Annotated in this window: 25 protein-coding genes and 1 pseudogene; 14 read left to right on the top strand and 12 right to left on the bottom strand. The window is 41.8% G+C overall.

Annotated features, from left to right (window positions below):
* The 3 genes from PseudUWO311_RS20560 to PseudUWO311_RS20550 form a co-directional block, all read right to left on the bottom strand.
* A complete protein-coding gene (locus PseudUWO311_RS20560; RefSeq protein ID WP_142657109.1) occupies nt 1–1,299 on the bottom strand; it encodes a hypothetical protein in 1,299 nt (432 codons plus the stop codon).
* Nucleotides 1,292–2,458, bottom strand: coding sequence for a cache domain-containing protein (locus PseudUWO311_RS20555; protein ID WP_142657108.1), 1,167 nt, complete (start codon nt 2,456–2,458; stop codon nt 1,292–1,294). Before PseudUWO311_RS20555 ends, PseudUWO311_RS20560 begins: the two co-directional genes overlap by 8 nt.
* A gap of 265 nt (nt 2,459–2,723) precedes the next feature.
* On the bottom strand, nt 2,724–3,470 hold the full coding sequence (locus tag PseudUWO311_RS20550) for a glycoside hydrolase family 19 protein (protein ID WP_142657107.1): 747 nt from the start codon (nt 3,468–3,470) through the stop codon (nt 2,724–2,726).
* 346 nt (nt 3,471–3,816) lie between these two features.
* On the opposite strand from PseudUWO311_RS20550, the gene PseudUWO311_RS20545 reads away from it, so the two are divergent.
* Nucleotides 3,817–6,084, top strand: a complete 2,268-nt coding sequence (locus tag PseudUWO311_RS20545) for an ATP-binding protein (RefSeq protein WP_142657106.1) — start codon at nt 3,817–3,819, stop codon at nt 6,082–6,084.
* Nucleotides 6,085–6,094: 10 nt separating this feature from the next.
* The gene (locus PseudUWO311_RS20540) at nt 6,095–7,114 is read left to right on the top strand and encodes a diguanylate cyclase domain-containing protein (protein ID WP_142657105.1); all 1,020 of its coding nucleotides are present in this window, start codon (nt 6,095–6,097) and stop codon (nt 7,112–7,114) included.
* 16 nt (nt 7,115–7,130) lie between these two features.
* Here the strand turns inward: PseudUWO311_RS20540 and PseudUWO311_RS20535 are convergent, their stop codons facing one another.
* Both PseudUWO311_RS20535 and PseudUWO311_RS20530 read right to left on the bottom strand, forming a co-directional pair.
* Nucleotides 7,131–7,574 carry an HNH endonuclease gene (locus tag PseudUWO311_RS20535; RefSeq protein WP_142657104.1) on the bottom strand — a complete coding sequence of 148 codons (444 nt, stop codon included), beginning with the start codon at nt 7,572–7,574 and terminating at the stop codon, nt 7,131–7,133.
* Nucleotides 7,493–7,813: a replication protein gene (locus PseudUWO311_RS20530; RefSeq protein WP_142657103.1), complete on the bottom strand. Its 321-nt coding sequence runs from the start codon at nt 7,811–7,813 to the stop codon at nt 7,493–7,495. Before PseudUWO311_RS20530 ends, PseudUWO311_RS20535 begins: the two co-directional genes overlap by 82 nt.
* Before the next feature lie 243 nt (nt 7,814–8,056).
* Between PseudUWO311_RS20530 and PseudUWO311_RS20525 the strand changes: the two genes are divergently transcribed.
* The 7 genes and pseudogenes from PseudUWO311_RS20525 to PseudUWO311_RS20495 all read left to right on the top strand — a co-directional run bounded on the left by PseudUWO311_RS20525 (nt 8,057) and on the right by PseudUWO311_RS20495 (nt 11,842).
* Nucleotides 8,057–8,335, top strand: a complete 279-nt coding sequence (locus tag PseudUWO311_RS20525; RefSeq protein WP_103669037.1) for a prevent-host-death protein — start codon at nt 8,057–8,059, stop codon at nt 8,333–8,335.
* Between the two features lie 254 nt (nt 8,336–8,589).
* A complete protein-coding gene (locus tag PseudUWO311_RS20520; protein ID WP_142657102.1) occupies nt 8,590–8,919 on the top strand; it encodes a nucleotidyltransferase domain-containing protein in 330 nt (109 codons plus the stop codon).
* Nucleotides 8,891–9,274: a HEPN domain-containing protein gene (locus tag PseudUWO311_RS20515; RefSeq protein ID WP_142657101.1), complete on the top strand. Its 384-nt coding sequence runs from the start codon at nt 8,891–8,893 to the stop codon at nt 9,272–9,274. The genes PseudUWO311_RS20520 and PseudUWO311_RS20515 overlap by 29 nt, the downstream gene beginning before the upstream one ends.
* Before the next feature lie 89 nt (nt 9,275–9,363).
* Nucleotides 9,364–9,552, top strand: a complete 189-nt coding sequence (locus PseudUWO311_RS20510; RefSeq protein WP_142657100.1) for a type II toxin-antitoxin system HicA family toxin — start codon at nt 9,364–9,366, stop codon at nt 9,550–9,552.
* A 3-nt stretch (nt 9,553–9,555) separates the two neighbouring features.
* Complete coding sequence (locus tag PseudUWO311_RS20505; RefSeq protein ID WP_142657099.1) at nt 9,556–9,771, top strand: type II toxin-antitoxin system HicB family antitoxin; 216 nt, start codon at nt 9,556–9,558, stop codon at nt 9,769–9,771.
* Nucleotides 9,772–9,850: 79 nt separating this feature from the next.
* Nucleotides 9,851–10,513 (top strand): annotated as a pseudogene (locus PseudUWO311_RS20500) (PDDEXK nuclease domain-containing protein); the annotation flags it as partial.
* Between the two features lie 171 nt (nt 10,514–10,684).
* On the top strand, nt 10,685–11,842 hold the full coding sequence (locus PseudUWO311_RS20495; RefSeq protein WP_142657097.1) for a 5-(carboxyamino)imidazole ribonucleotide synthase: 1,158 nt from the start codon (nt 10,685–10,687) through the stop codon (nt 11,840–11,842).
* A 260-nt stretch (nt 11,843–12,102) separates the two neighbouring features.
* Here the strand turns inward: PseudUWO311_RS20495 and lipA are convergent, their stop codons facing one another.
* Complete coding sequence (gene lipA / locus PseudUWO311_RS20490) at nt 12,103–12,963, bottom strand: lipoyl synthase (RefSeq protein ID WP_142657118.1); 861 nt, start codon at nt 12,961–12,963, stop codon at nt 12,103–12,105.
* Nucleotides 12,964–13,401: 438 nt separating this feature from the next.
* Here lipA and PseudUWO311_RS20485 point away from each other — a divergent pair, with 438 nt between their 5' ends.
* Nucleotides 13,402–14,721: a YdcF family protein gene (locus PseudUWO311_RS20485; RefSeq protein ID WP_142657096.1), complete on the top strand. Its 1,320-nt coding sequence runs from the start codon at nt 13,402–13,404 to the stop codon at nt 14,719–14,721.
* 81 nt (nt 14,722–14,802) lie between these two features.
* Here the strand turns inward: PseudUWO311_RS20485 and PseudUWO311_RS20480 are convergent, their stop codons facing one another.
* On the bottom strand, nt 14,803–15,321 hold the full coding sequence (locus PseudUWO311_RS20480; protein WP_142657095.1) for an RNA recognition motif domain-containing protein: 519 nt from the start codon (nt 15,319–15,321) through the stop codon (nt 14,803–14,805).
* A gap of 394 nt (nt 15,322–15,715) precedes the next feature.
* Here PseudUWO311_RS20480 and PseudUWO311_RS24190 point away from each other — a divergent pair, with 394 nt between their 5' ends.
* Entirely contained in the window at nt 15,716–15,874 is a 159-nt protein-coding gene (locus PseudUWO311_RS24190) for a hypothetical protein (protein ID WP_190303590.1), read from the top strand.
* An 87-nt stretch (nt 15,875–15,961) separates the two neighbouring features.
* Entirely contained in the window at nt 15,962–16,582 is a 621-nt protein-coding gene (locus tag PseudUWO311_RS20475; protein WP_142657094.1) for a rhomboid family intramembrane serine protease, read from the top strand.
* A gap of 40 nt (nt 16,583–16,622) precedes the next feature.
* Here the strand turns inward: PseudUWO311_RS20475 and PseudUWO311_RS20470 are convergent, their stop codons facing one another.
* Nucleotides 16,623–17,000, bottom strand: a complete 378-nt coding sequence (locus tag PseudUWO311_RS20470) for a response regulator transcription factor (protein WP_142657093.1) — start codon at nt 16,998–17,000, stop codon at nt 16,623–16,625.
* Between the two features lie 218 nt (nt 17,001–17,218).
* A complete protein-coding gene (locus PseudUWO311_RS20465; protein WP_142657092.1) occupies nt 17,219–18,370 on the bottom strand; it encodes a UDP-sulfoquinovose synthase in 1,152 nt (383 codons plus the stop codon).
* Nucleotides 18,371–18,802: 432 nt separating this feature from the next.
* Between PseudUWO311_RS20465 and PseudUWO311_RS20460 the strand changes: the two genes are divergently transcribed.
* Both PseudUWO311_RS20460 and PseudUWO311_RS20455 read left to right on the top strand, forming a co-directional pair.
* On the top strand, nt 18,803–19,873 hold the full coding sequence (locus tag PseudUWO311_RS20460) for a hypothetical protein (RefSeq protein WP_142657091.1): 1,071 nt from the start codon (nt 18,803–18,805) through the stop codon (nt 19,871–19,873).
* 212 nt (nt 19,874–20,085) lie between these two features.
* Entirely contained in the window at nt 20,086–20,727 is a 642-nt protein-coding gene (locus PseudUWO311_RS20455; RefSeq protein WP_142657090.1) for a hypothetical protein, read from the top strand.
* 25 nt (nt 20,728–20,752) lie between these two features.
* Here PseudUWO311_RS20455 and PseudUWO311_RS20450 read toward each other — a convergent pair whose 3' ends face one another.
* From PseudUWO311_RS20450 to rppA, 3 genes are all read right to left on the bottom strand, one after another.
* Nucleotides 20,753–21,043, bottom strand: a complete 291-nt coding sequence (locus PseudUWO311_RS20450; protein ID WP_142657089.1) for a hypothetical protein — start codon at nt 21,041–21,043, stop codon at nt 20,753–20,755.
* Nucleotides 21,044–21,237: 194 nt separating this feature from the next.
* Nucleotides 21,238–22,614 (bottom strand): two-component system sensor histidine kinase RppB, encoded by a 1,377-nt coding sequence (rppB, locus tag PseudUWO311_RS20445; RefSeq protein ID WP_142657088.1) that lies wholly within the window; start codon nt 22,612–22,614, stop codon nt 21,238–21,240.
* Between the two features lie 35 nt (nt 22,615–22,649).
* Nucleotides 22,650–23,351, bottom strand: a complete 702-nt coding sequence (gene rppA, locus PseudUWO311_RS20440; protein WP_142657117.1) for a two-component system response regulator RppA — start codon at nt 23,349–23,351, stop codon at nt 22,650–22,652.
* Nucleotides 23,352–23,453 lie beyond the last annotated feature (102 nt).

Raw genomic sequence — 23,453 nt, 5'->3', positions numbered from 1 at the left:
TTACCAGTCGAAAGCTGTGAGTAGAGACTTAGTGATCAAGACACCTAAGAAGCCAACAGGAACAAGCCACCGTAGATAGCTGACGAGTTCGGCAACGATGAACCGATCCATCTTTTTCGCTACATCTGGGTTAAACAGAGTTATCGATAAGAGTACTGAGATAAGCTGAAAGGCATGTCCTGCGGTGAATATCTGCGATACGAGGCTGTTGCTGCCGAGCCAAGGGTATCGCACTGAGAATGTGAAGGTAAGCGCCACTAATGCCAAGATTGAGCCACTCCATGCGACTAGACGGGGCGCTAAGTCTACATTTGCGAAGAATGTAAAGATTGTCGGTACGATTAAAGTCAAGAAGAATGGCGTGAAGATCGAGCCTAGAATCGCATTCGGGATACGTTTCATACCTACACGAGCTTCAATCTGACGGAGAAATGCTCCATTCCAAGCGCGTAGTTGCGTCATTTTAAAGGAGATTCCCTGTGGCTTCCATCCATTAACTTTGAGGTCTGGATCGAGTCCTGATTCGTTCAGATCATTCTGATCCTGCGTCAATGCAATCTGATTAGAATTGTATTTAGATGACAACATCGCTACTAGCAGAGACTGGGAGTCAAAGGGGAAGGCATCTAAATTTAATTTGGTCTCGAAGGTCGCCTTAACACGCTGGATTAGCTCTACTTCACCATCATAATGAATAAATAAGCCTGGTACGATTTGAGCATCTTTCTCGATGATGTTAGTGATTTTAATCTGCGGGTTCCAGATGGTGGCTAATTTTGCTACAGCTGCTTCTTGTCCAAACTCCAAACGATTTGTTCCCATTTCGCCAGTATCAAAGGCTAAGCGAGGATCTTTCCAGTTATACCTTAAATCAAACTGACTCTCAAAGGTATTACTAGCTTCGTTGATTTTGCTGATGTTATTTACAAATAAGGCTACACCTACATTTATGGGAAGAGCCACATTAGAAGGAAAAGGAACAAGATTATTCATCCCCAGTGGGTTTTCGTCTGGTGTAGTAGTTTTTTTGACGTTATCTTTAACTGGCGGCTTTGTTGGATTAGCAGATCCATCTTTGTTTGCTGGAGGCTTTGCTGCATCAGTAACTGTGGGGTTTGCCACTGACTGATTAGGTGCAGGTGTTGTGGGATTATTTGTCGCTTCAGGATTAGATTGAGCAAAGATAGCGGTCGTTGCGATGTTTGCTCCTACCCCAATATAGGTAGCAAAAGTAAAGGAAATGCACAATAAAAAAATGGTGAGGATGTGGGATAGCGAAAATTTCCATAGTCTACGCATTTTTTGACTCCTTCACAGCATCTTTAGTATTAGTATTGCCCTTACCATTCCCTTTAGAGGCAACAAGAGTTTGTAGCGATCGCGCCATGCCGCCAATCTCATCGCGGCGGTTTGCCAAATCTTCTAGATCTGGGGCTGGATTTCCATCAGCAAGCTCATTACTGGCACTTGCGATCGCTGCGAAGGGCTTGAGTAACATGGCATTAACCACGATTAACAAAGCACCAGTCAGCAATACTATCTGTAAGCCTGCCATCGCAACTGTGCCTGTGAGTGCCCACCTTTGCTGATTCTGGAATTCACTAAAGTCTCTAACTGCTACCACCGCACCGATACGTTCGCCCTTGTAGTCCAGCACTGGCACTAAGACCAGTCCGTAGTCATTGCCATTGACGGTGAGAAGTTCAGTGGAAACATCACGCGCCTTGGCAAAGACTGCGGGAGACAGCAATGGCTTGAGAGCCGCCCATTCAGTCACTTCAACAGCTTGGTATCCACCGATGATGCGCTCACTATCTGGACGAGGCTGCAATTTGGCGACCTCAGTCATCAATTTATCATCGATGAACACACCCACATCAAAACCAGTATTTGTCTTAGTTTGTGACAGAACAGATGAGAAACTTAAGCCTATTTCAAAGCTACCGATCAACCCCTCATCATCTTTGACTGGATAGACTGCGCGAATGCTAAGCCCGCGCCGACCGATTTCCATACCGCGTTGAGGTTCCCCAGTGCGATTAGCTACCAGTAGCATCTGACGAAATCCACTCAGATCTTCACCATGCCCATCCTTAAGAGCATAGATTCGGAGAAAAGAGACAGCAGGTGGCAGAACAAACTGTCCTTCTCTCACGCCAAACTGATCGCGTTGGACAATCATAGCTGGCAATAGACGATTTGCGATCTCTTCGCGGTTTTTTGCACGAAAAGCTTGCTTGATCGATGGCAATGAAGACACTAATGAAGCGCGGGCGGAGGCTTTGTTAATCTGTTCAGCGATGTTGCTCTGGATCAATGTGGATGTAACATTCAATTCTCGTTTCTTCGCACTTTCGATCATGGCATTGTTAGCCTGAAACCCCGAATATGCCGACACGATCGAAGTGGTTATAGCCACCATAAACAACAACAGTTGAGACTTCCACTTAATATTCATATTTTGCTTGCATTTAATCTACAGGAGGCTGATTCCATTTCTTAAAGCGAATTGTGCTCAAGCCATAATTAATAAATTTTTGAAACTGTTGCTTTGCAACAGTTTCAAAAATTTATAGTAGTTTGTTTGGTCGCAAATTGTTGTAGTTGTTATTTTTTTTGATGTCTAAACACCAATTCACAAAAGTGTCGTCACACTTTTGTGAATTAAAAATCAAATCCAGCAAAGGAAAAGACAGTGCTTGGCACTGTCTTTTCCTTTGCTGTTAGGCAAAGATACCGCGAGCCTTGTCAAAGTAATATTTGCGATCGTCTAGACCGTTATAGCCACCATTCACACGTAAGGTCACTTCTTCGACACTTGCACCGCGATCGCATAGGGCATTCATATTGTTGTTAGACCACCAAAATCCAGCACTAGTAAATGGATATTTCGCCGCAACATAGGCGACTCCATCCATCACTTTAGGATCAGCGATCGCCTTACTAAAAGCTTGATAATTAGCCCGTCCCGTAAGCTGAATCACTCCAGCTCCTTTATATTTTGGCCCGTCACCTGGATTGACATTCCCCAAATCCTCACGACCTTCATAATCAGAACCATCGGCAATTTCCTGTGTATATTGCAAGCCACCAGACTCGTGAGCAATTTGACTAAGGAAATGCCGCAATCTAGGCGCGGTAGTAATTTTGTAGCGAACTAGGCAAGAATTCAAATCTAGAAGTTGAGCGTCAGTAATTTGTCTACCAAAGAATGATTCAGCTTGTTTTTTACTGACAATTTGAGGAACGTCAGGTACTAGTCCTTCCCAATGGGGTGGAAAAACAAAGTAAGTTCCACTACCTGCCGCTAAAATGACTTTGAAATGTCCATTGTCTGCTGGCTCAAATTTATCAAATCCATAGGTTTTACCAACTGGGACATCTATAGTTTCGTTAGGTTTTGTGAGTTGCGCTGAATCCACTGGTCGCACTTTAAGTTTTGTTGCCGCCTTAGCCTTCATTGTTCCCATGCTATTCTTACCACAATAACTAGATGAAATAATTATCAGCTTCTGATGTTGTTTTTGTAAATGAAGTCTATTGTGTTTTTATTCAGAACTGTACATGACATTTTGTAGTTTTAATTTAGAAAATCACCTAAGCTAAAATTTTAATATTAACGAGATTGTAGCTAAATGAATGATTCAAAACATCGCACTCAGAATATTCCTGTACAACTGGAAGATGGCATGCTCATTCGGTTGGAGTATTGAAAACTAGGCAGTTTGTGTCATCACGCACGAATTTTAATTTTAAGATTATGAGATAATTTCTGAAAAGGGTAAAATCTACTTTGGAAGGGTACTCAAGTACTTTATGGATAAATCTCACCCCCTAAAAGCCCAAAAACACCCCCTGATCTCGATGAGATTATTCTTAATTGCCCCCTTTGCAGTGCTGCTTATGGGGGCAATGGGAACAGTTGGCTATTTGTCCTTTCGCAATGGTCAGAAGGCTGTCAACGATATCTCTGGACAACTCCAAAAGGAAATAATTTTTAGGGTTAAGGATCGCGTGCAAGGTTATCTACAAGAGCCGCGTTTAGCCAATCAAACTATAGAGCCAATTCGTGAATTTTTGCAGACCCTAAAAGTTGGTAAATCAGGCTTGGTATTTGTGCTTGAGCCGTCAGGGGAGTTAGTGGCAACTTCCCCAGCCAATCAACCCTTAGCCATTAACAAAAATCGAATTAAGGCTATGGATAGTAACAACCCTGTCCTAGCTCAAAGTGTGCAGTCAATGCGATCGCAACTTGGTGATTTAGCAAAGATTCAGCAAACCACACGCTTAGATTTTCAGCATAATGGCGAAAAATATTTTCTTACAGTTTCACCAGTCAAGGATGAATATGGGCTGAACTGGCTGACTGCTGTAGTCATACCTGAATCTGACTTTATGGAGCAGATTAATATCAATACTCGCGATACGATTTTATTGTCGATCGCGGCTCTGTGTTTGGCACTCAGCACTAGTTTCTTTATCGCTCGGCTGATGTCTCGCTTTGTTCGGGATCTTAACAAGTCAGCTAAGGCGATCGCTAATGGGGAAATGGAGCAATTTGTGGAAGTAGATGGATGTGCGGAATTAGAATCGCTGGCAAATTCATTTAATTATATGGCAAGGCAGTTACAAACTTCTTTTGAAACCTTAGAAAATCGCGTTCAAGATCGCACTTCAGAACTAGCCGTTGCTAAAGAAAAAGCGGAAGTTGCGAATAAGGCGAAAAGTGCTTTTATTGCGAATATGAGCCATGAACTGAGATCTCCTCTCAATGCAATTATTGGCTTTGCTCAGGTAATGCTACGCTCGAAAAACCTGTCACCCGAACAATACGAAAATATGAATATTATTCATCGTAGTGGTGAATATTTATTGACATTGATTAATAACGTTCTTGACTTCTCTAAAATTGAAGCAGGAAAAACGACCCTCAATCCTAAAGATATTGACTTGTATCAATTACTTGACGATTTAGAAGATATGCTCCATCTAAGAGCAGAGAACGCTGGTTTGGAATTGATTTTAGATCGGAGTGATAATTTACCGCGTTATATTCACACTGATGGAGTGAAGTTGCGTCAAGTTTTACTAAATTTGTTAGGCAATGCCATCAAGTTTACACAACAAGGGGAAGTGGTTTTGAGCATAAGTTCCTCTGAAAATACCGAACCTCAAAGCTATACCTTTAATTTTCAAGTAAGCGATACTGGGGTTGGCATCGCACCTGAGGAGTTAGATAAATTATTTGAAGCATTTACTCAAACAGAATCTGGTCGAGAGTCTCAAGAAGGTACAGGTTTAGGCTTAGCGATAAGTCGCCAGTTTGTGCAGTTAATGGGCGGTGATATTACCGTTACGAGCGAACTCGGCAAGGGGACTTCTTTTAATTTCTCAATCCAGACCCAGTTAGGTAACGAAATAATCGGTGAAAACTTTGACAAGCGTCAAGTCATTGCTCTTGCTCCCAATCAACCAGACTACAGAATCTTAGTAGTTGATGATAAACCAATTAACCGTCAATTATTGGTGAGACTGCTAGCTCCATTAGGTTTTGAGTTAAAAGAAGCAAGCAACGGACAAGAGGCGATCGTCATGTGGGAAGCATGGCAGCCCCATTTGATTTGGATGGATATGCGAATGCCTGTAATGGATGGCTATGAGGCAACCAAGTATATCAAATCCACTACCCAAGGTAATGCCACCGCCATCATTGCTCTAACTGCTAGTGTCTTAGAACAAGAAAGAGCGATCATTCTATCGGCAGGTTGTGATGATTTTATGCGTAAACCCTTTAAGGAACAGACAATTTTTGCTGCCTTAACAAAACATCTAGGTGTGAAATATGTCTACTCAGATTCTGCCAATGACCAAATAGATTTGTCGGATTCGATGACACTCTTAGATTTGTCGGTGATGTCCGAGGAGTGGCGATCGCAAATATGCGAATTTGCCCTAGAAGGTGACAGTAATCGTGTTACCCAACTAATTCGAGAAATCCCCAATCAAGAGTCAGTAATTGTGAAAACTCTAGAAAAATATGCTCATCAATTTCAATTTGATGAAATGGTAGAGCTATTATCATAGAGAATTCGTCATGAATGAACTAATTAACTCCGATTCTGTGAATCCTAATCTCCCGCCAGAAACAAAGGGCAATATTCTATTAATTGACGATCTACCAGAAAATTTAAGATTATTGACCGAATTACTTACCAATCTCGGATATACTCCCCGTTGTGCGATTAGTGGAAATAGAGCGCTAAAAAGCATAAGATTGAAACTCCCTGATATTATCTTGATTGATATCCAAATGCCTGAAATGGATGGCTATCAAGTTTGTCAAGCATTTAAAGAAGATTCCGATCTTTGTGATATTCCAATCCTTTTTATAAGTGCTTTAGATGAAACATTTGATAAATTAAAAGCCTTTCAAGTTGGGGGAGTAGACTATATTACGAAACCATTTCAAATTGAAGAGGTTGTAGCTCGTTTAGAAACCCACCTAACGATTCAGAGACAGAAGAAGCGATTGCAAGATGAAATTGCTAAGCGAGTGCAGACTGAACTGGTTTTGCAGGAAGCAAATCGCAAGTTAGAATTAATGGCTAACTTAGATGGGTTAACTAAAATTGCTAACCGTCGCCGATTTGATGATTATTTGTCCTCAGAATGGCAACGCCATCAACGCGACCAAAATTCTCTGGCACTAATTATGATCGATATCGACTACTTCAAACGCTACAACGATCGCTACGGACACCAAGGCGGTGATGATTGTTTAGTGCGAGTTGCTCAAGCAATCGCCCAAGTTCCTAAACGTTCTACCGATTTAGTGGCACGTTACGGTGGTGAAGAATTTGTGGTGATTTTGAGCAATACTGATACGCAAGGAGCGCTCAAGGTTGTACGGGCAATTCAAGAAGCGATCGCAAGTCTCGCAATTATTCACGAAAATTCTGATGTCAGCGATTACGTCACGCTGAGTATGGGATTTGCTAGCTTAATTCCTACATTAGATCTCAGTCCAGAAGTCCTCATTTCCTATGCCGATCAATCCTTGTATTTAGCCAAGCAAAAGGGACGCAATCAGGCGATCGCCTATGGCAAAATATGAAAGTAGCGATCGCTGTTTACAAACAAGGATCACCATCGGGGGGATGCCAACCACCTCTGAGCCATAACGCTCTCGCTCGGATGATAAATCTGTCATTGTGGCGATCGTCATTGAGATCTAATCTGTGGCAAGTAGCGCGACCAATTGCGGTTTTGCCAACAATCTGTAATCTATCAACCGACCAAACATAATGCTCTGACCAGTTTTGTTGACGTGGGTTAAAAAGAGCTATTTCTCTTTCCGTCTCAGGATCGATACCAGTCATGAAATTGTAGCGGCGACTATTGCATCGAGAACAAGCAAGTGCAAGATTATCTACCTCATCCGTACCACCTAAAGATTGCGGCAGAAGATGTTCCATTGTAAAGCGATCGCTATTTAGATATTCTGGTGAATGGCAGTATTCACAGAGACTTCGGGCGCGTTCTCGGACAAATTTTCTGGCTTGAGAGGACACCATACGGCTTTTTCAGCAATTTGGGCATTAATCAGAGTAAAGATGCGAGACAGTTCCGTAATACCTTCAAGTTCAGCAATTTGCTCATTAGAGAGAGAATCTGCTTTCTTTTGATCTAGAAGGTTTTCTAGGCGATCTTGCAAATCATCCGTGAGATGAAACAGAAAGACATTACCTAAAGGAACAATATTCATCCCTACAGGTATAAGTGACGATGGCTGCACCATTACTTGGCTAATCATTTCTCACCTCGTATCTTTCTAAGAAACTTTATTTAGGATAGCGCAATATCGAGAAAGTCAATAACCAGTACAAATTTGAAATGCCATTATGCGATCACTGGGTCAGAGAGAAGTCAACCTGAATGTTTGCTAGCCTATGGCAAAATATGAAAGTAGCGATCGCGCATTTATTTTGTGGCAAAGCTCATGAGTATTACGCGAATATTATGTAAACAACCAATTTATCGTAAGGACTAAAAACCTATGACTTGGAAAATTGAAGAAGCACAAGAACAATTTTTGGAAGTTGTTAATGCTTCTGGACAAACTCCTCAACTAATTTATCAGCGCGATCGTTTTGTTGCGGCGGTAATTCGTGCTGACCTATTTCAAGAATTTCTCACATGGCAACAACAGCAAAAACGGACTTCCCTAGCCGATACCTTCGATGAATTACGACAGATTTGTATTGCGGAAAACTATACCTTCGAGATTAGCCCACGTTGCGATCGGCCTAATCCCTTTGCGGAAATGCTGCCATGACCTTTCTCTGCGACTGCTGAAGTTCACGATCTAATTCTGGTTACACGCAATACTCGTGATTTTGAAGGTTGTAATATTCAAATCTTGAATCCGTTTATTGAATGACAAATGCTATAAATTTGAAGTGCCATTAATTGAACGCTGGGTCAGAGAGAAGTCAAACTGAATATTTGCTAGCCTATGGCAAAATATGAAAGTAGCGATCGCCCTAATGTTATTATAAAAACGAATTAAGCTATTAATCTTTAGTCAAAATGATTAGCCATAGCCAAATCCAAGCATTTAGCCAACAGATTGTCGAGCAGTTTCAGCCCGATCAGATTATTCTGTTTGGTTCCTATGCCTATGGTCAACCAAATCAAGACTCCGACGTTGATTTACTGGTGATATTGCCTTTTGAAGGGCTACCAGTTTATAAAGCGCTCGAAATCCGCAAAAAGCTCAGACCTACCTTCTCACTGGATTTAATCGCTCGAACTTCCAAACAAATTCAACAGCGTTTAGAGATGGGTGATTTTTTTATTCAAGACATTCTCCAAAGAGGTCGTATTCTCCATGAAGCCAATCACGCAAGAGTGGGTTGATAAAGCAGAAGGCGACTTCGCAACTGCCCAAAGAGAAATCGATGTTGAAAATAACCCAAACTATGATGCCGTCTGCTTCCATAGTCAGCAATGCATAGAGAAATACTTAAAAGCCTGTCTGCAAGAAAACAATATTGCCTTTGGTAGAACTCATGACCTAACGAAATTGTTAGATGCATTCTTGACAATGGAACCAAGTTGGGAAGATCTACGAAATAACCTTGATGAGCTAACAGTTTATGCTGTTGAGTTCCGATACCCTGCCATATCTGCCGACCAAACAATTGCCAATGATGCTTTTTCTGCCTGTACTCAGATTCGTCAAGTAATAAGACAATACCTAGAGATTTTGTAACGATCGCTAGATGGCAAAATATGAAAGTAGCGATCAACTTTATCCAAAATAAAGTAACAAAAAATCGAAAACATGAGGATTTCTAAATTGTGAAGGTGCGTGATGTATTAAAAACGTTAGAAGCAGATGGTTGGGTTATTGTTAGAACAAAAGGAAGCCATCGACAACTGAAACATCCAACAAAATCAGGTACAGTAACAGTTGCGGGTAAATCCAGCGTTGATGTACCAATTGGGACTTTAAAAAGCATTTGGAAACAAGCACAAATTGAGGTATAGGTTATGAAATATGCAGTAGTAATTGAAACTGGTGAAACTAGCTATGGGGCTTATGTTCCTGATTTGCCTGGTTGTGTAGCTGTCGCTGAAACTGTCGATGAAGTCAGAACTCTAATCCAAGAAGCGATCGCTTTTCATTTAGAGTCTCTCGCTGAAGATGGAATGCTAATTCCACAGCCCAGAACATTATGCGAATATCTTGAACCATTGAGTGCTTAAAAGTTCTCTAGTCAAGCGATCGCTAGATGGCAAAATATGAAAGTAGCGATCGCGCTTGCAATATTCCATTCTCAGATTTATGCCTAATCAAATTGTCCCCGCAGACTACGAGCAACTATTGCGAGAACTAAAAAATCGCATCCGTTCAGCACAAGTCAAAGCAGCCTTAGCCGTAAACCGAGAATTGGTATTACTTTATTGGCAAATCGGGCGCGAAATTTTGCAGCGACAGGGGCAAGAAGGTTGGGGAACCAAGGTAATCGATCGCCTAGCCAAAGATCTCAAACAAGAATTTCCCGAAATGATGGGCTTCTCGTCTCGCAATCTAAAATATATGCGAGCATTTGCCGAGGCTTGGACAGACGAACAAATAGTGCAGCAACTTGCTGCACAAATTCCTTGGTTTCATAATTGCATTCTTCTCGACAAGGTAAAGCCAAAACCAGAGCGCATTTGGTACATCCAACAAGCGATCTCCAATGGTTGGAGTCGTGCCGTGTTGGAACACCAGATTGAGACAAAACTCTATCAGCGTCAAGGCAAAGCAATTACCAATTTTGATTTAACCTTGCCCCAGCCACAATCCAATTTAGCCCAACAACTGATTAAAGATCTCTACACATTTGATTTTTTAACTTTGTCGCAAAATGCTCAGGAGCGAGATCTAGAGAAAGCCTTACTTGAGCGCATTCGTAGTTTTCTATTGGAACTTGGGATAGGATTTGCTTTTGTTGGTAGTCAGTAACATTTGGAAAAGTTGCGATCGCGCAATTTTGAAGTTTAATCCATACTCAAACTGCGATCGCCTTGTCCTAGAACTCTATTGAGATTTGCCGCAATGGAAAAGGGACTCATTAGCACCAATCTCACGGTAACCTAGAATTGTGGTTTAGATTGATTTAGGGATTTTGTAGTGGCTACTCGGCAAAAAATCGGGGTAATTGGTGGCGGACAACTTGCGTGGATGATGGCGATCGCAGCCAAGCATCTTGGCATTGAGTTAGCCGTTCAAGCCGCAAGACCCGATGAAACAGCCGTAAATGTTGCCGATCGCGTAATTTATGGAAAAGTTGCTGACGCTAATGCCACAGCCAAGCTCGCAGAAAATTGCCAAGTGATTACCTTTGAGAATGAGTTTGTAGATCTTGTTGATCTGCAAGAGCTAGTTAATCAAGCAGGCGATCGCGGCTTGTTGTTTTTGCCAAAGCTAGAAACTTTGGCGATTTCCGTCGATAAGCTTAATCAACGTCAACATTTCTACGATCATCAGATTCACACACCAGAATTTTATAATGTTGAAACCGAATTAGAACTTTTAGCATCTGCCGATCATCTCGGCTATCCCTTAGTTCTCAAAGCGCGACGACATGGCTATGACGGCAAAGGAACTTGGGTAATTGCCAATGAAATCGAATTGCGATCAGCTTGGGAAAGTATGCATAAATTTCCTGCGATCGCAGAAGCTTTCATTCCCTTTGAACGCGAACTTGCTGTCATTGTGGCGCGATCGGAATCAGGAGAGATCGTCATTTATCCAGTTGTCGAAACTCTGCAAACCAATCAAGTTTGTCGTCGCACGATCGCACCTGCTCGTGTTGATCCCAAAGTTATGGAAAAAGTGGAAAACATTGCTAAGCAAATTGTGACCACCCTTGATGCGATCGGTGTATTTGGAATCGAATTCTTTTTGACAGCCGCAGGAGAAGTTAGCGTTAACGAAATTGCGCCACGCACCCATAATTCAGGACATTACACCATCGAAGGCTGTCAAACTTCGCAATTCGAGCAGTTACTCCGTGTTGTCAGTGGAAGGCAACTCGGTAATGTATCGATGGTTGCACCTGTGGCTGTAATGGTTAATTTATTGGGGTTTGAGAATGCTTCTGGTATAGACGCTGATTATTTAGACAAACGCAAGACGATCGCAAGCTTCCCGAATACGCATATACATTGGTATAACAAAACGCGATCGGGAATTGGGCGAAAGCTTGGTCACGTTACGATTCTGGCAGAAACTCACGATATTGCTATAGATATTAGCGATCGCATCGAAAGTATTTGGTATAAGTAAAGTTGCGCCCCTGCGGGGCACAACTTCACTTATACACTTGGGGACTTAATTTGGTGAATCAAGCCAAAATGCTTATATAGAAAGCATTTCAAATAAGCGCTTTAGCCGATGAAAACCCTTTTAGCTTCGTGGGAAGTTATATATGCGTCTCAATTGTTTCATTGAACAAGAGTTGGCGGGAAATGGATTTACTGACGTTGCCATTTACCCGCTTTTTTTTCGCGTAATTTCGTATAAAAGGTGGTGCTTCGCACCACCTTTTATATAGTTTGGCTGGCATGATAGGAACTGCGTACCAAAGCTCCCGATCGCACATGGGCAAACCCAATCTGTTTTGCGATCGCCCCTAGCTCATCAAATTCTTCAGGAGTCCAATATTTCTGCACGGGCAAATGCTCAAGAGAAGGACGTAAATATTGTCCAATTGTCAGGGAACTACAACCGACCGCATATAAATCTTGCATTGTCTCTGTTAGCTCCTCCAAGGTTTCACCATGCCCCACCATTAGCCCTGACTTTGTAATAATGCGATTATCAATCTCCTTCACCATTGCCAAAACCGATAGAGATCGGTCATACTTCGCCCCACGGCGCACTTTACCCTGTAAACGTCTTACTGTCTCAATATTATGGTTATAGCAAATAGGCTCAGCCAAAGCCACCGTCTCAATGCAATGGCGATCGCCCCGAAAGTCGGGAGTTAGTACTTCGATTTTTGCATTTGGACGCGATCTCCTAATCTCCTGCATCGTATCCACAAAACAACTAGCTCCTTGATCCGCCAAATCATCTCGTGCTACTGAAGTCAGCACCACATAATCTAGGCCCAATAAATTTACCGCCTCCGCCACTTTTCTCGCCTCATCAGGATCGAGTGGCATTGGTTGATGACCTTTATCGACTTGGCAAAAACCACAAGCACGAGTACAAGTTGGGCCCATCAACAAAAAAGTTGCCGTCTTTTGGGCATAGCATTCCGCTCGATTTGGACAGCGCCCCTCTTCACAAATAGTATGAATCCCTCGCTGCTTAATAATTTGCTGAACTTCAGAGATTTCACTAGCTTTGCCGATTTGTGGTCGCAGCCAACTGGGTAAACGTAACTCTTCTTTGGCGGGCATATCGTTGATATAAAAAAATAGGAGAGGCACAAAGTACCTCTCCTATTAAAACTTATAAATGAGAAGCAACGCTTTGTATCAGCAATTGTCATTATAAAATTCGGTTTTTTGAAAGCCAGCCTTAGGCTGACTTTCAAAAAACCGAATTTAGTGTTTCTAGTGCCAAAGGCGCTAGAAACACTAAATTCGGTTTCATATTGAGAATTGCTGGCTTTGTCCCACCTCAAATTTATAGGTTTGTCAGAAAAAGTCTCATAAAACCTGATTAAAACCCTTTACAGATGTAACCCTATTGACTAGCATATTGCACTGACACATTTTAATAGCCGTCATGATGCGTGGGACACAAGTAAAAAACAAGAGAGAATAGGGCGCGACGCGCCCTATTCTCTCTTGTTTTTTACTTAACAAGCAACAGTAAAGAATTTTGGAGGGGTAGTGTTTGATCTATTAACCAATATTCTGATTTGGATTATTGCAATCCCAATTTTTGTAATTCTGTTTAGGGCTATTCCCAAAGACTGGTTTCGTCTATTTGGATTAGTAATATTTACAGCGCTAATTGCGATCATTTTTGCTAACTTCAGATTTGTGGAAGAGCCGATCCCCAAAACTGTTGTTGAGTTTCTCACGTTCCCGTTTACGCTAGTTGGGCTTTTGCTGCTATTGCTATTTTTTAACTATTGGCTCAGGCTCAAAAAAATCACTATTAAAAGTGGTGAGAAAGTTGACAATAAAGCTGCTGCCGAGAAAGTTGCCACAGTTAAAAAAGAAATATTAATAGTTTTACTGATCTTTGCGATCGCTACCAACAACGCTACCTCAGAACTATTTACCTGTTACCTAGAACAGCAAGGCTCAAATGCGATCGAGCAGTCTTATCGCCGCCCAGTCCGCGATTTGACCGAAAAAGAGTTGCTGGATTTTAGGCGTGGAGTTTACGATCTCATAGTCGTCCTTGCCGAAAATCCTCCCTATGAGCCACGACTCCAAGAAGCGATCAGATTATGGAATGAGGCTGAAATCTCTAAAAAACCGTACATCATCTTAAGTGGTGGTAGACGTACATCTTACCCATCTACAAAAGGATATGCCTGTCTTACCGCACCAGAATCTCCACCCACGCGCACTAAAGAAAACGTCAGAGATGTGATCGCGAGTCGAGCAGGAATACCCGATATGGGACTGCGGTATGACCCGCGCTATGAGGGCTACTTTACCAATCGAGCTGCTCCCAGCGACGGTATTCCTCAAGTTGACCTAACTGAAGCTGATCAAATGTGTAGTGCTTTGACTAGTTTTCCAAATATCTCTTCAATTCGTCCGTTTGTGATTATTGAGCCATCAGGGATGACGGTGCGAAGTAGCGGCGATGAAATTAGCAAACTGATCAAATCTCTAGAAAAAAATAAGCTAATAGCCGAAGATGCCCGCAACAGTAGAAGGATCTTGCTGATCACTTCTCCTATCGAGGCAACTCGTTCCTTCTTGTCTTTTAGAAATCAAGATTTAAATGCATCTTTAACCACTGCTAGCTATCCATCTGATAGCCACAGTAACCTAGGTGAGCAATGTCCTTGGCCAATTGGTAAGCAGTTTAGACTCAAGCCACAGTATTTTCTTTTTAACGCCGAAGCTTTTGTGAAATCTGAACGGGTGTGGACAGAAATTAAAGAACTAGTGTTCTATACCCTCAGATTTTGGCTGCGTCCACCATTAACAGACGATCGTCCCTACTATCCCAAGCAACCAGTTTAAAAAATAAGATTGCGGTGTAGAGCACCGCAATCTTATTTTTGTTTTATAAAAAAGCCTCGCTAAGCGAGGCTTTTTTATCTTTTACTTGGCTGCGCCCTGAGCTTCTAGAAGCTGTTTTAAGCGCTCTAGGTCAGATGCCCAACGTGGGTCAGGTTGATGGGCTTCAGAGGAAGTACTAGAACTAGATACAGTTCCAGTAGTTTTCTTGTTATTATTACTACGCTTTTTGCGTTTTGCTGCGGCTTTAACTGGTGCAGCAACTGTACTTGTTATTGGAGATTCGCTCTCTGACTGAGAGGAGTCATCAGAAGAAACATCTTCCAAATCAGAACCATCTTCGGCTTTACCTTTGGTACGAGGCAAAGCTTTTTCTAGCTTTAATACAGCACCGTTGAAATCATAGCCATTAAACTTTTCAATGACTACGTCAGCAACTTCATCAGAGCCGACAGTGACAAAGCCAAAACCACGGCATTTGCCTGTTTTGCGGTCAGTTATAACTTTCAACGATACTGAATCACCTGATTCATTGAAAATTTTTTCTAGAGCTTGGCGATCTAATTCTGCTGGCAAGTTGCCAACATAAAGGCGAATGGACATGATAATAGAAAACCTCTACGCTATAAAATCTTCAGCAGGTGACTAGAGCAGCCGCTACAAAAAACTTGTTTAAAAAACTTGTTTGCTACTTGTTAGCTTAAATTGGAGCTATTGATTACGTGCTACCTGCGATTAATCAAATTGATACGACACTCTTGTGCCATGTAACAACATAACATACAAAATGCTTGTCTTAAAAATAAAATGTAATGAAAGTATCAAAACTCGATCCACGTCAAAAACAAAAGAGATTTGCGGAGCAAATCTCTTTTGTTTTTGACATGGCGACAGCCATGATTTAAATATTAAGTTTTAATGTTTTTTATGGTTAGTTACTTGACGAATAAAGTTTGACTATGTAATATCCATTTTCATAAATTCACATGGAATTTTTATGGAATTTTTCGGAATTTTTATTCTTGGTTATTGTTTGTGGATTGGTCAGGCTCTAAATGATTCCCAAAAGAAGCAGGAACAGGAAGTAGAAAAGCGGATCAAAGAAAAACTTAAAAACGATCAATATATAAATGTACGAGTTATCGAGAAACTATAGACTAATGGATTTTGTACCATCCTTTAGGATGCGTTAGGCTATAGCCATAAAGCATCCTAGTACAATCACTTTGACGGGGTAAAAATCGTGAAGCAAAATCTGCAAGGCATTAGTGGAGAGTTAAAAACTCAAGTTAAAATATTGGCGGCTTTGGTAGCAACTTTTTGGATTATCGTCATCTTAAATGAAGTACTCCTTGAGAATATCTTAGTAATTTCCACTGGATGTGGCTTGCGACGAGGACTTAACGCTCTAGGACTTGTGCCCCATAGCTTTATTGGATTGCGAGGCATTTTGTTTGCTCCATTTCTGCATGGAGGCTTCTATCACGTTATGGCAAATACCATCCCATTTATTGTTCTGGGATGGTTTGTGATGCTGCGAAACATTAAAGATTTTTATTTTGTGTCAGTAATGTCTGCTCTGGTGGGTGGTTTAGGAACATGGTTAGTTGGGAGACCCTGTTCAGTTCATGTGGGCGTAAGTGGCGTAATTTTTGGCTATTTTGGCTATTTACTATTTCGCGGATATTTTGAAAAAAGCTTTGTAGCGATCGCTATTTCGATTGCGATCGCCATCGGTTACGGAGGAATGATTTGGGGAGTATTGCCAACTAGATCTTATATTTCGTGGGAGATGCATTTATTTGGTTTTATTGGTGGCATCATTGCGGCAAAACTATTGTCGCCTAGCAAAACTGCTCAATAAAAAAGAGTCGGCGTAAAACGCCGACTCTTTTTTATTGAATTTAAGCAACGCTTTTGATTGCTTCTAGCAAGCTACGTGTACATGCTCCCTTGTCACAAAAAGCGTCAATATTAGCTCCATTGGACAAAGCTCGATCTTTTCCACCATCGGCGGCTGAGTAGGCAACAATCTTAATATGTGGATATTCAGTTTTGATGGCGTTGGATGCTGTCCATCCATCCATCACGGGCATATGCAAATCCATGACCACAACATCTGGTTCATGATTTTGTACTTTGGCGATCGCTTCTTTGCCATTAGTTGCAACCTCTACAGCAGCAATACAAGATTGTAGTGAAAGTGCTAGCTGTAAAGTGCATCGGGTAAGTTCGTGGTCATCCACCACCAAAACGCGCAAGTTTTTTGTAGAAGCTGTCATGGTAGGTTCGGTAAGAAGGGCTTGACAATAACTCTGTTATGTAATTTAAGATACTTCTTTTTTTAAGTTAAATCTTCTATCGCAGGGACTAAACATCAAAGCCCAAAAGCATAGGAGATGAGAATCTCCGTTAATTCTTTTGTTTTTTTTAGCAGTTGCAATCCTATTTATGTGGTAGCAAATAAAAAAGTACGCCATCGGCGTACTTTTTTATTTGCTTAATTGCGCCATTTTACTTTTGGCAAAATTTGCTTTTGATCGATGCGATCGCGATATTTGATGGCAAAGTTGAGTAAGGAGTCGATTAGGGCATCGGATAGAAAATGAGGTTGTAAGCCCAGATCGAGAAGATTGGTGTTTTTAGCATTGAAATAATGCTCTTCTAACTCAACTCGTGGATTGTCAATATTTTGGACTTCGACTTTGATGCCGAGAGTTTGCCCAGCTTTTTGCACCATAAAGGCAAGATCTCGAATCGAGAAAAGCTCAGTAAATTGGTTGAATACCCGCATTTTGCCAGCCTCCGCAGGCGTAGCGATCGCTAGTTCAATACATCTCACCGTGTCCCGAATATCAAGAAAACTTCGAGTTTGTCCGCCAGAACCATAGACAGTCAAAGGATGACCAATCGCCGCTTGGATGCAAAAACGGTTAAGAGCAGTGCCAAATACACCATCATAATCAAGGCGATTAATCAGTAGCTCGTCAGTGCCAGTTTCTTCCGTTAATACACCATAGACAACGCCTTGATTGAGATCAGTTGCTCGCAATCCCCATGTCTTACAAGCAAAGTGGATATTATGGCTATCATGAACCTTGCTGAGATGGTAAAAACTTCCAGGTTGCTTAGGATAAGGCAGTGTGTCTTTGCGACCGTTATGCTCAATGGTGATGTAGCCTTCTTCGATATCGATATTTGGAGTGCCATACTCACCCATTGTCCCCAGCTTAACTAGGTGGCAGTCGGGATTATGTTCTTTAATCGCATAAAGTAAATTGAGCGTTCCAACTACGTTATTAACTTGGGTAAGTACAGCATGTTCGCGATCAATCATCGAGAATGGTGCTGAGCGTTGTTCACCAAAATGGACAAGCGCATCAGGTTCAAAACAACGGAATGTATTCTGTAGAAATTCATAATTGGTGATATCACCAATAAACAAGTCAATTTTTTGACCTGAAACAGCTTGCCATTTATATATGCGCTCTTGAATAGAGGCGATCGGTGTGAGCGTCGCAACACCTAACTCATTGTCCCAATGCCGACGAACTAAGCTATCCAGCACACCAACTTCATATCCTTTATTGGCAAGATGTAAAGCTGTCGCCCATCCGCAATAACCATCGCCACCAATTACCAGTACTTTCATGAATTCTGTGGGTTACAAAAAATTTGAGTTACAGTTTCCAAATTAACCCTATCAGGATTTATCTCGTTTGTGATGGACAAGACTGAAATTTCTTAAGTTGTATGTGTCGAGCAATACATGAAGGGTTTGGGGCTGGAGGACTATTCGCGAAAAGCCGAAGGGCACGTTTCGCCGCAACCCAAAAAATTGGTTTTGTTGAAAGTCCGCCAAAGGCGGACTTTCAACAAAACCAATTTTTATAATGAGAATTGCTGCGCGTTTCGCGCCCCACTCGACTTTTCGAGAATAGTCTATATAATATGGATATTTGGTACGATCACGCAATTTAGCCGATCGCTGCTTTCAGTCGGCAAGTGTAATGTATTGAAATTAAGATAGCCAAGAGTAGTTGTAAAACTATTCATTAGTTCGACTAGGATGATTTAGTCAAGTATGCTTTCGATTGCCGAACTTGCCCATAAAAGATATCCAAAGGTGATCGCCAAAATGCTCTGTCAGGAATTACAGCCACTTGACATTGAAAATCTTGATGTTGCTGTAGATATTGTCGATAGTAGTTTAGAGATACAAATTCGGGCAGATTCTGCCATTGACAAAGAAAAACTGCTGACATTAGTCCATAGCAAACTTCAAAATTTGCATATAGAATCAGTAGCTAAATTTAGGATTCACTGTTGGCGCAATGATGAAGAAACGCAAGAACAGCGCCTGCTATGGACGGAGCAATTTATGCTAGAACTTTCAAAATCATCACTGACACCACCGCCAGACATAGTTCCAGAGTCGGATAGTAAGCCCCTAGAAACGCGATCGCCAGAGCCGCAACTTTCTAAGCAGTCTGTCTTACAAAATGCGATCAAAAAAATTGCCCCAAGCAATTCTCAAGCTAGAAAAAACCTTTTAGCTACTGATCTAGAGCAGCAATCCTTTACCAATGGCATAACAGTTAAATCAAGCGATCTTGTCAAAGTTAATAAACCCCAGATTCCGACATCGGATAGTAATTATTGGCAGTTATTGTTTGTAGGCTTATCGATTGTCGCACTAGGATTGGGCATTGGAGCCTCAGTGAGAGCACTCACATCAAAAACAGCCGTTGAATCAAGTTCTTCCTCATCATTAGCAACTCCATCAGTTGAAAATAAAGAAACAAAAAGTACAATCACTACTGCTAAAAGCTCTCCTAGCGAGACTATTCAACCATCTGTCGCTCCAACTCAAGTTACTCCCAAAGCCAATCCTTCGGTTGAGCCGATCGCATCACCCCCAAATGAGCTAGAACAAGAACCAGTTATAAATTTAGAAAAGTTTAATCGTATTCAAAAAGGAATGACTCTTGAGCAGGTGGAAAAGGTTTTTGGTGCATCTGGCAAGGTTATCGCCGAGAATAACTCAAGCAATAGTATTGGGCAGGTTTATTCTTGGAAAAATCCTCAGGGTAGTAATGCAATCATTGAGTTTAAAGATGGTCAAGTAGTGGCTAAGGCTCAAGCTGGCTTATAACAAAACCAAGATATTTACCGTCCGCTACGCGGGCGGTAAATATCTTGGTTTTGGGTTTAATTTTGCGTAGCAACAAAAAAGAGAGAGGACGCAAAGCGCCCTCTCTCTTTTTTTGTTGCTATTGCTATAAAATTACATATTGGGTAGCTAACTAATTTCTTGATTCAGACAGCTAGAAAAACCCAGTAAAAGCCTCGTGGGAGAAAAATTTTTTGGGTATCGATTTACGCAGCTACGTCTACTTAGACAATCTTCAAAAACAACATGCTGCTTATTTAGGAACAGTTGCACAAGGATTTTTACCCTTACCAGGTGACACCTCCCTCTGGATCGAAATTTCCCCAGGTGTTGAAATTAACCGCATTACCGATGTAGCACTGAAATCTACTTCAGTACGTCCAGGTGTGCAAATAGTTGAACGGTTGTATGGACTACTAGAAATCCATTCGGCAAGTCAAGGGGAAACCCAAGCCGCAGGTCGAGCCATTTTGGAGATGCTGGGCGTAACCGAAGAAGATCGGATTAAGCCTAGATTACTATCTAGTCAAATTATTCGTAATATTGACGCGCATCAAACCCAGTTAATTAATCGCTTCCGAAGAGGGCAGATGTTGTTGTCTGGACAAACTCTGTACATCATGGAAGTAGAACCTGCTGCCTATGCGGCTCTTGCCGCAAATGAGGCTGAAAAAGCTGCCTCGATTAATATTTTGGAAATTGTCGCTGTAGGTAGCTTTGGGCGTTTATATCTTGGTGGCGAAGAGCGAGATATTATGGCGGCTTCGGAGGCGGTGTTGAATACGATTAACAATGTCAGAGGGCGGGATGTGTATGGGATTGATCGCAAAGAGTAATCAAAAGTTGCGAAGCAACTTTTGATTACAGATCATCTTCCCAGCCACAGCACTTACAGCGCCATTGCTCTGGTGGAATTCGCATTCGTGAAAAGGCAGTGCGGCATTCTGGGCATTTACCTGTAAAGATGGGATGCCAGCCACATTCTGCTTCCATAGCGGGATCATAACTATGGGGATCGTCGGGTTCCCATAGCTCTGCCGAGACAAAATCTGAGCATAGTCCCCACTCTGGCCCGTAAGGATGTACCGCACAGACCAAAAGTTGGCTGTGAGAGTAAAAATTACAGCGATCGCACAGAGATATTTTTGCCATAGATGTATTTTATAGCTTTCGCTAGTCTTGTTAAGCCAAAACACAAAATGGCGTAGCCATCTTATATTTTTAAAACCCTTGGTGGTTTTATTTTTTAATTCACAAAAGTGTGACAACACTTTTGTGAATTGGGATAACTCAAATGTGCAGGAGTATTAGTACAAGGATTTAGATTATCGTCAAATTGCTATTTTCTATACAGTGCAATCTATCGGCAATTCTAGATTGAAAATGCTTCCTTTCCCCACTTGGCTGGTAACCTTGAGATTTGAGTTATGTCTTTTGGCGATCGCTTGCACAATTGCCAAGCCCAAACCTGTTCCCCCTGTTTTACTAGAGCGATCGCTATCGATACGATAAAAGCGATCAAAAATGCGCGTTTGTTCGGTTGGAGCAATCCCGATTCCCGTATCTTTCACAGTAATTACTGCTTTGCGATCTTCTTCAAATAGGCTGATTTCAACATGACCATTACTAGGCGTGTACTGAATTGCATTGACAATTAAGTTGGAAACAAGGCGATAAAGTTCAGATTCATTGCCCAAAACATAAATCTCGCGATCAGGCATTTGATTAGTTAAATCAATATTAGACGCTGCGGCAAGTTCCAAAAATTCTTCGGTCAGATCGCTAATCAAATCATTTAAGCAACAGCGTTGCCAAGGCTTTGGGGATGAGTTTTGCTCAAGGCTAGATAGAAATAGTAAATCAGCAATTAAGTTACTCAAGCGTCTTCCTTGCTTTTCTACTTTGTAGAGCATGGTTTGCGTATCTTCGGGATTAACTGGCGGTACTCGCAAGATCGCTTCGACGGTGGCGAGAAGACTTGCCAGAGGCGATCGCAATTCATGGGCAGCATTAGCGGTGAACTGTTGCTGCTGTTGATAGGACTGATAAATAGGCTGCATTGCTAATTTAGATAGCCACCAACTAGAGAGAGCAATTAATAACAATGCGATCGGAAAGCCGATCGCCAAAATTATTTTGATGCGCTTTACTTCTGCATCAAAGGGTTCTAAATTCCGACCGAGTTGCAAGTATCCCCAAGATGGTTGAGTACTGTGTCGATGGGTTTGATTCTTCACATCATGGCTATGCAAGATAATCGTGAACTGGTGATAGCGGATACCCTGAGAACTCTCGAAGGTTTGCCAAGGTGTAGTTATTAAACGCTTAGGTAGTTCAGCAATGATTTGACTAGGGGAAAAAGCTAGTAATTTCCCTTGATGATTGAAGAGGCGAATGTAGTAAGTACTGCGATCGCTAATGCCTGTGGTATGACGTTGAATCAGCGTGGGGCTGATATTACAAGGCTGGTCTACTAAACAGAGTTCTGGCAAAATTCGCCGTAAAATAGAAGTTGGCTCCTCGGAAGCAGGTAACATCGGTTCTAAACTATCGTGTAAAGTCCCTGCGATTGACTCCATTTCCCGTTCCATCGCTTCCCAATTGGATTGAATCAGAAAGCGATACATACTAAATCCCGATAAACTCAAGATTACAGCCATCACTCCCGCATACCAAAAGGCGAGACGAGTTCGGCTACGACGAAATAATAGATGTGTGTTCATAATTGATCTTGATGGGCGGCGCTTCGCGCCGCCCATTAATGGGTATTAAATCGATAGCCTTGGCTGGGAATTGTTTCAATCGGGCAATCACAGCCATAGTTAGCTAATTTTCGCCGCAATAGACGCATTTGGGCGGCGACCACATTGCTAACTGGTTCTTCATCAAGATCCCAGAGTTGGTTACGGATTTTGCTGCCCGAAATAATGCGATCGCAATTTTGCATGAGATAGGTGAGAATTTGAAATTCTTTTGTTGTTAAGGGAATTACCTGTGCTGCTTGATGAGCTTGAGCCTCTGTCGCCACTAATAGCGCGTTGTTCGCATAATCTAGTGAGAATTTACCTACTGTTAGGGTTTGAGACTGTAATTGCGGCGATCGCCTTTGTAATGCGCGTAATCTTGCTAAAAGTTCCTCCATCACAAATGGCTTTACCAAATAGTCATCAGCTCCAGCGTCTAGTCCTGCGATGCGATTTTCAGGCTGACCGAGGGCAGTGAGCATTAGTACGGGTAAAGGATTTTGATGCGATCGCAATTTTTGGCAGAGTTCTAGCCCTGACAGTTTTGGTAGTAGCAGATCGAAAATAGCGACAGAATAGTCTGTCCATTGATTTTCGAGATAGTACCAAGCCTGAGCACCATCTGTTACCCAATCCACAACATATTTTTCACAAACTAAGACCTGCTTAATTGCTGTTCCCAAGTCTATTTCATCTTCTACAAGCAAAATTCGCATCGCATTAGGCAAATCAACCACGAGCTTGATTGTATCGAAACAATTTGCTTTTCACCTCGATTTCATCGCACCTCTGGCAAGCTACTTAAGAATTTATTAAGT

The organism is Pseudanabaena sp. UWO311 (assembly GCF_006937785.1).
Lineage (GTDB): Bacteria > Cyanobacteriota > Cyanobacteriia > Pseudanabaenales > Pseudanabaenaceae > Pseudanabaena.
The sequence above is the reverse complement of the archived record's forward strand: the minus strand, read 5'-3'. Positions and strand labels throughout refer to the sequence as shown.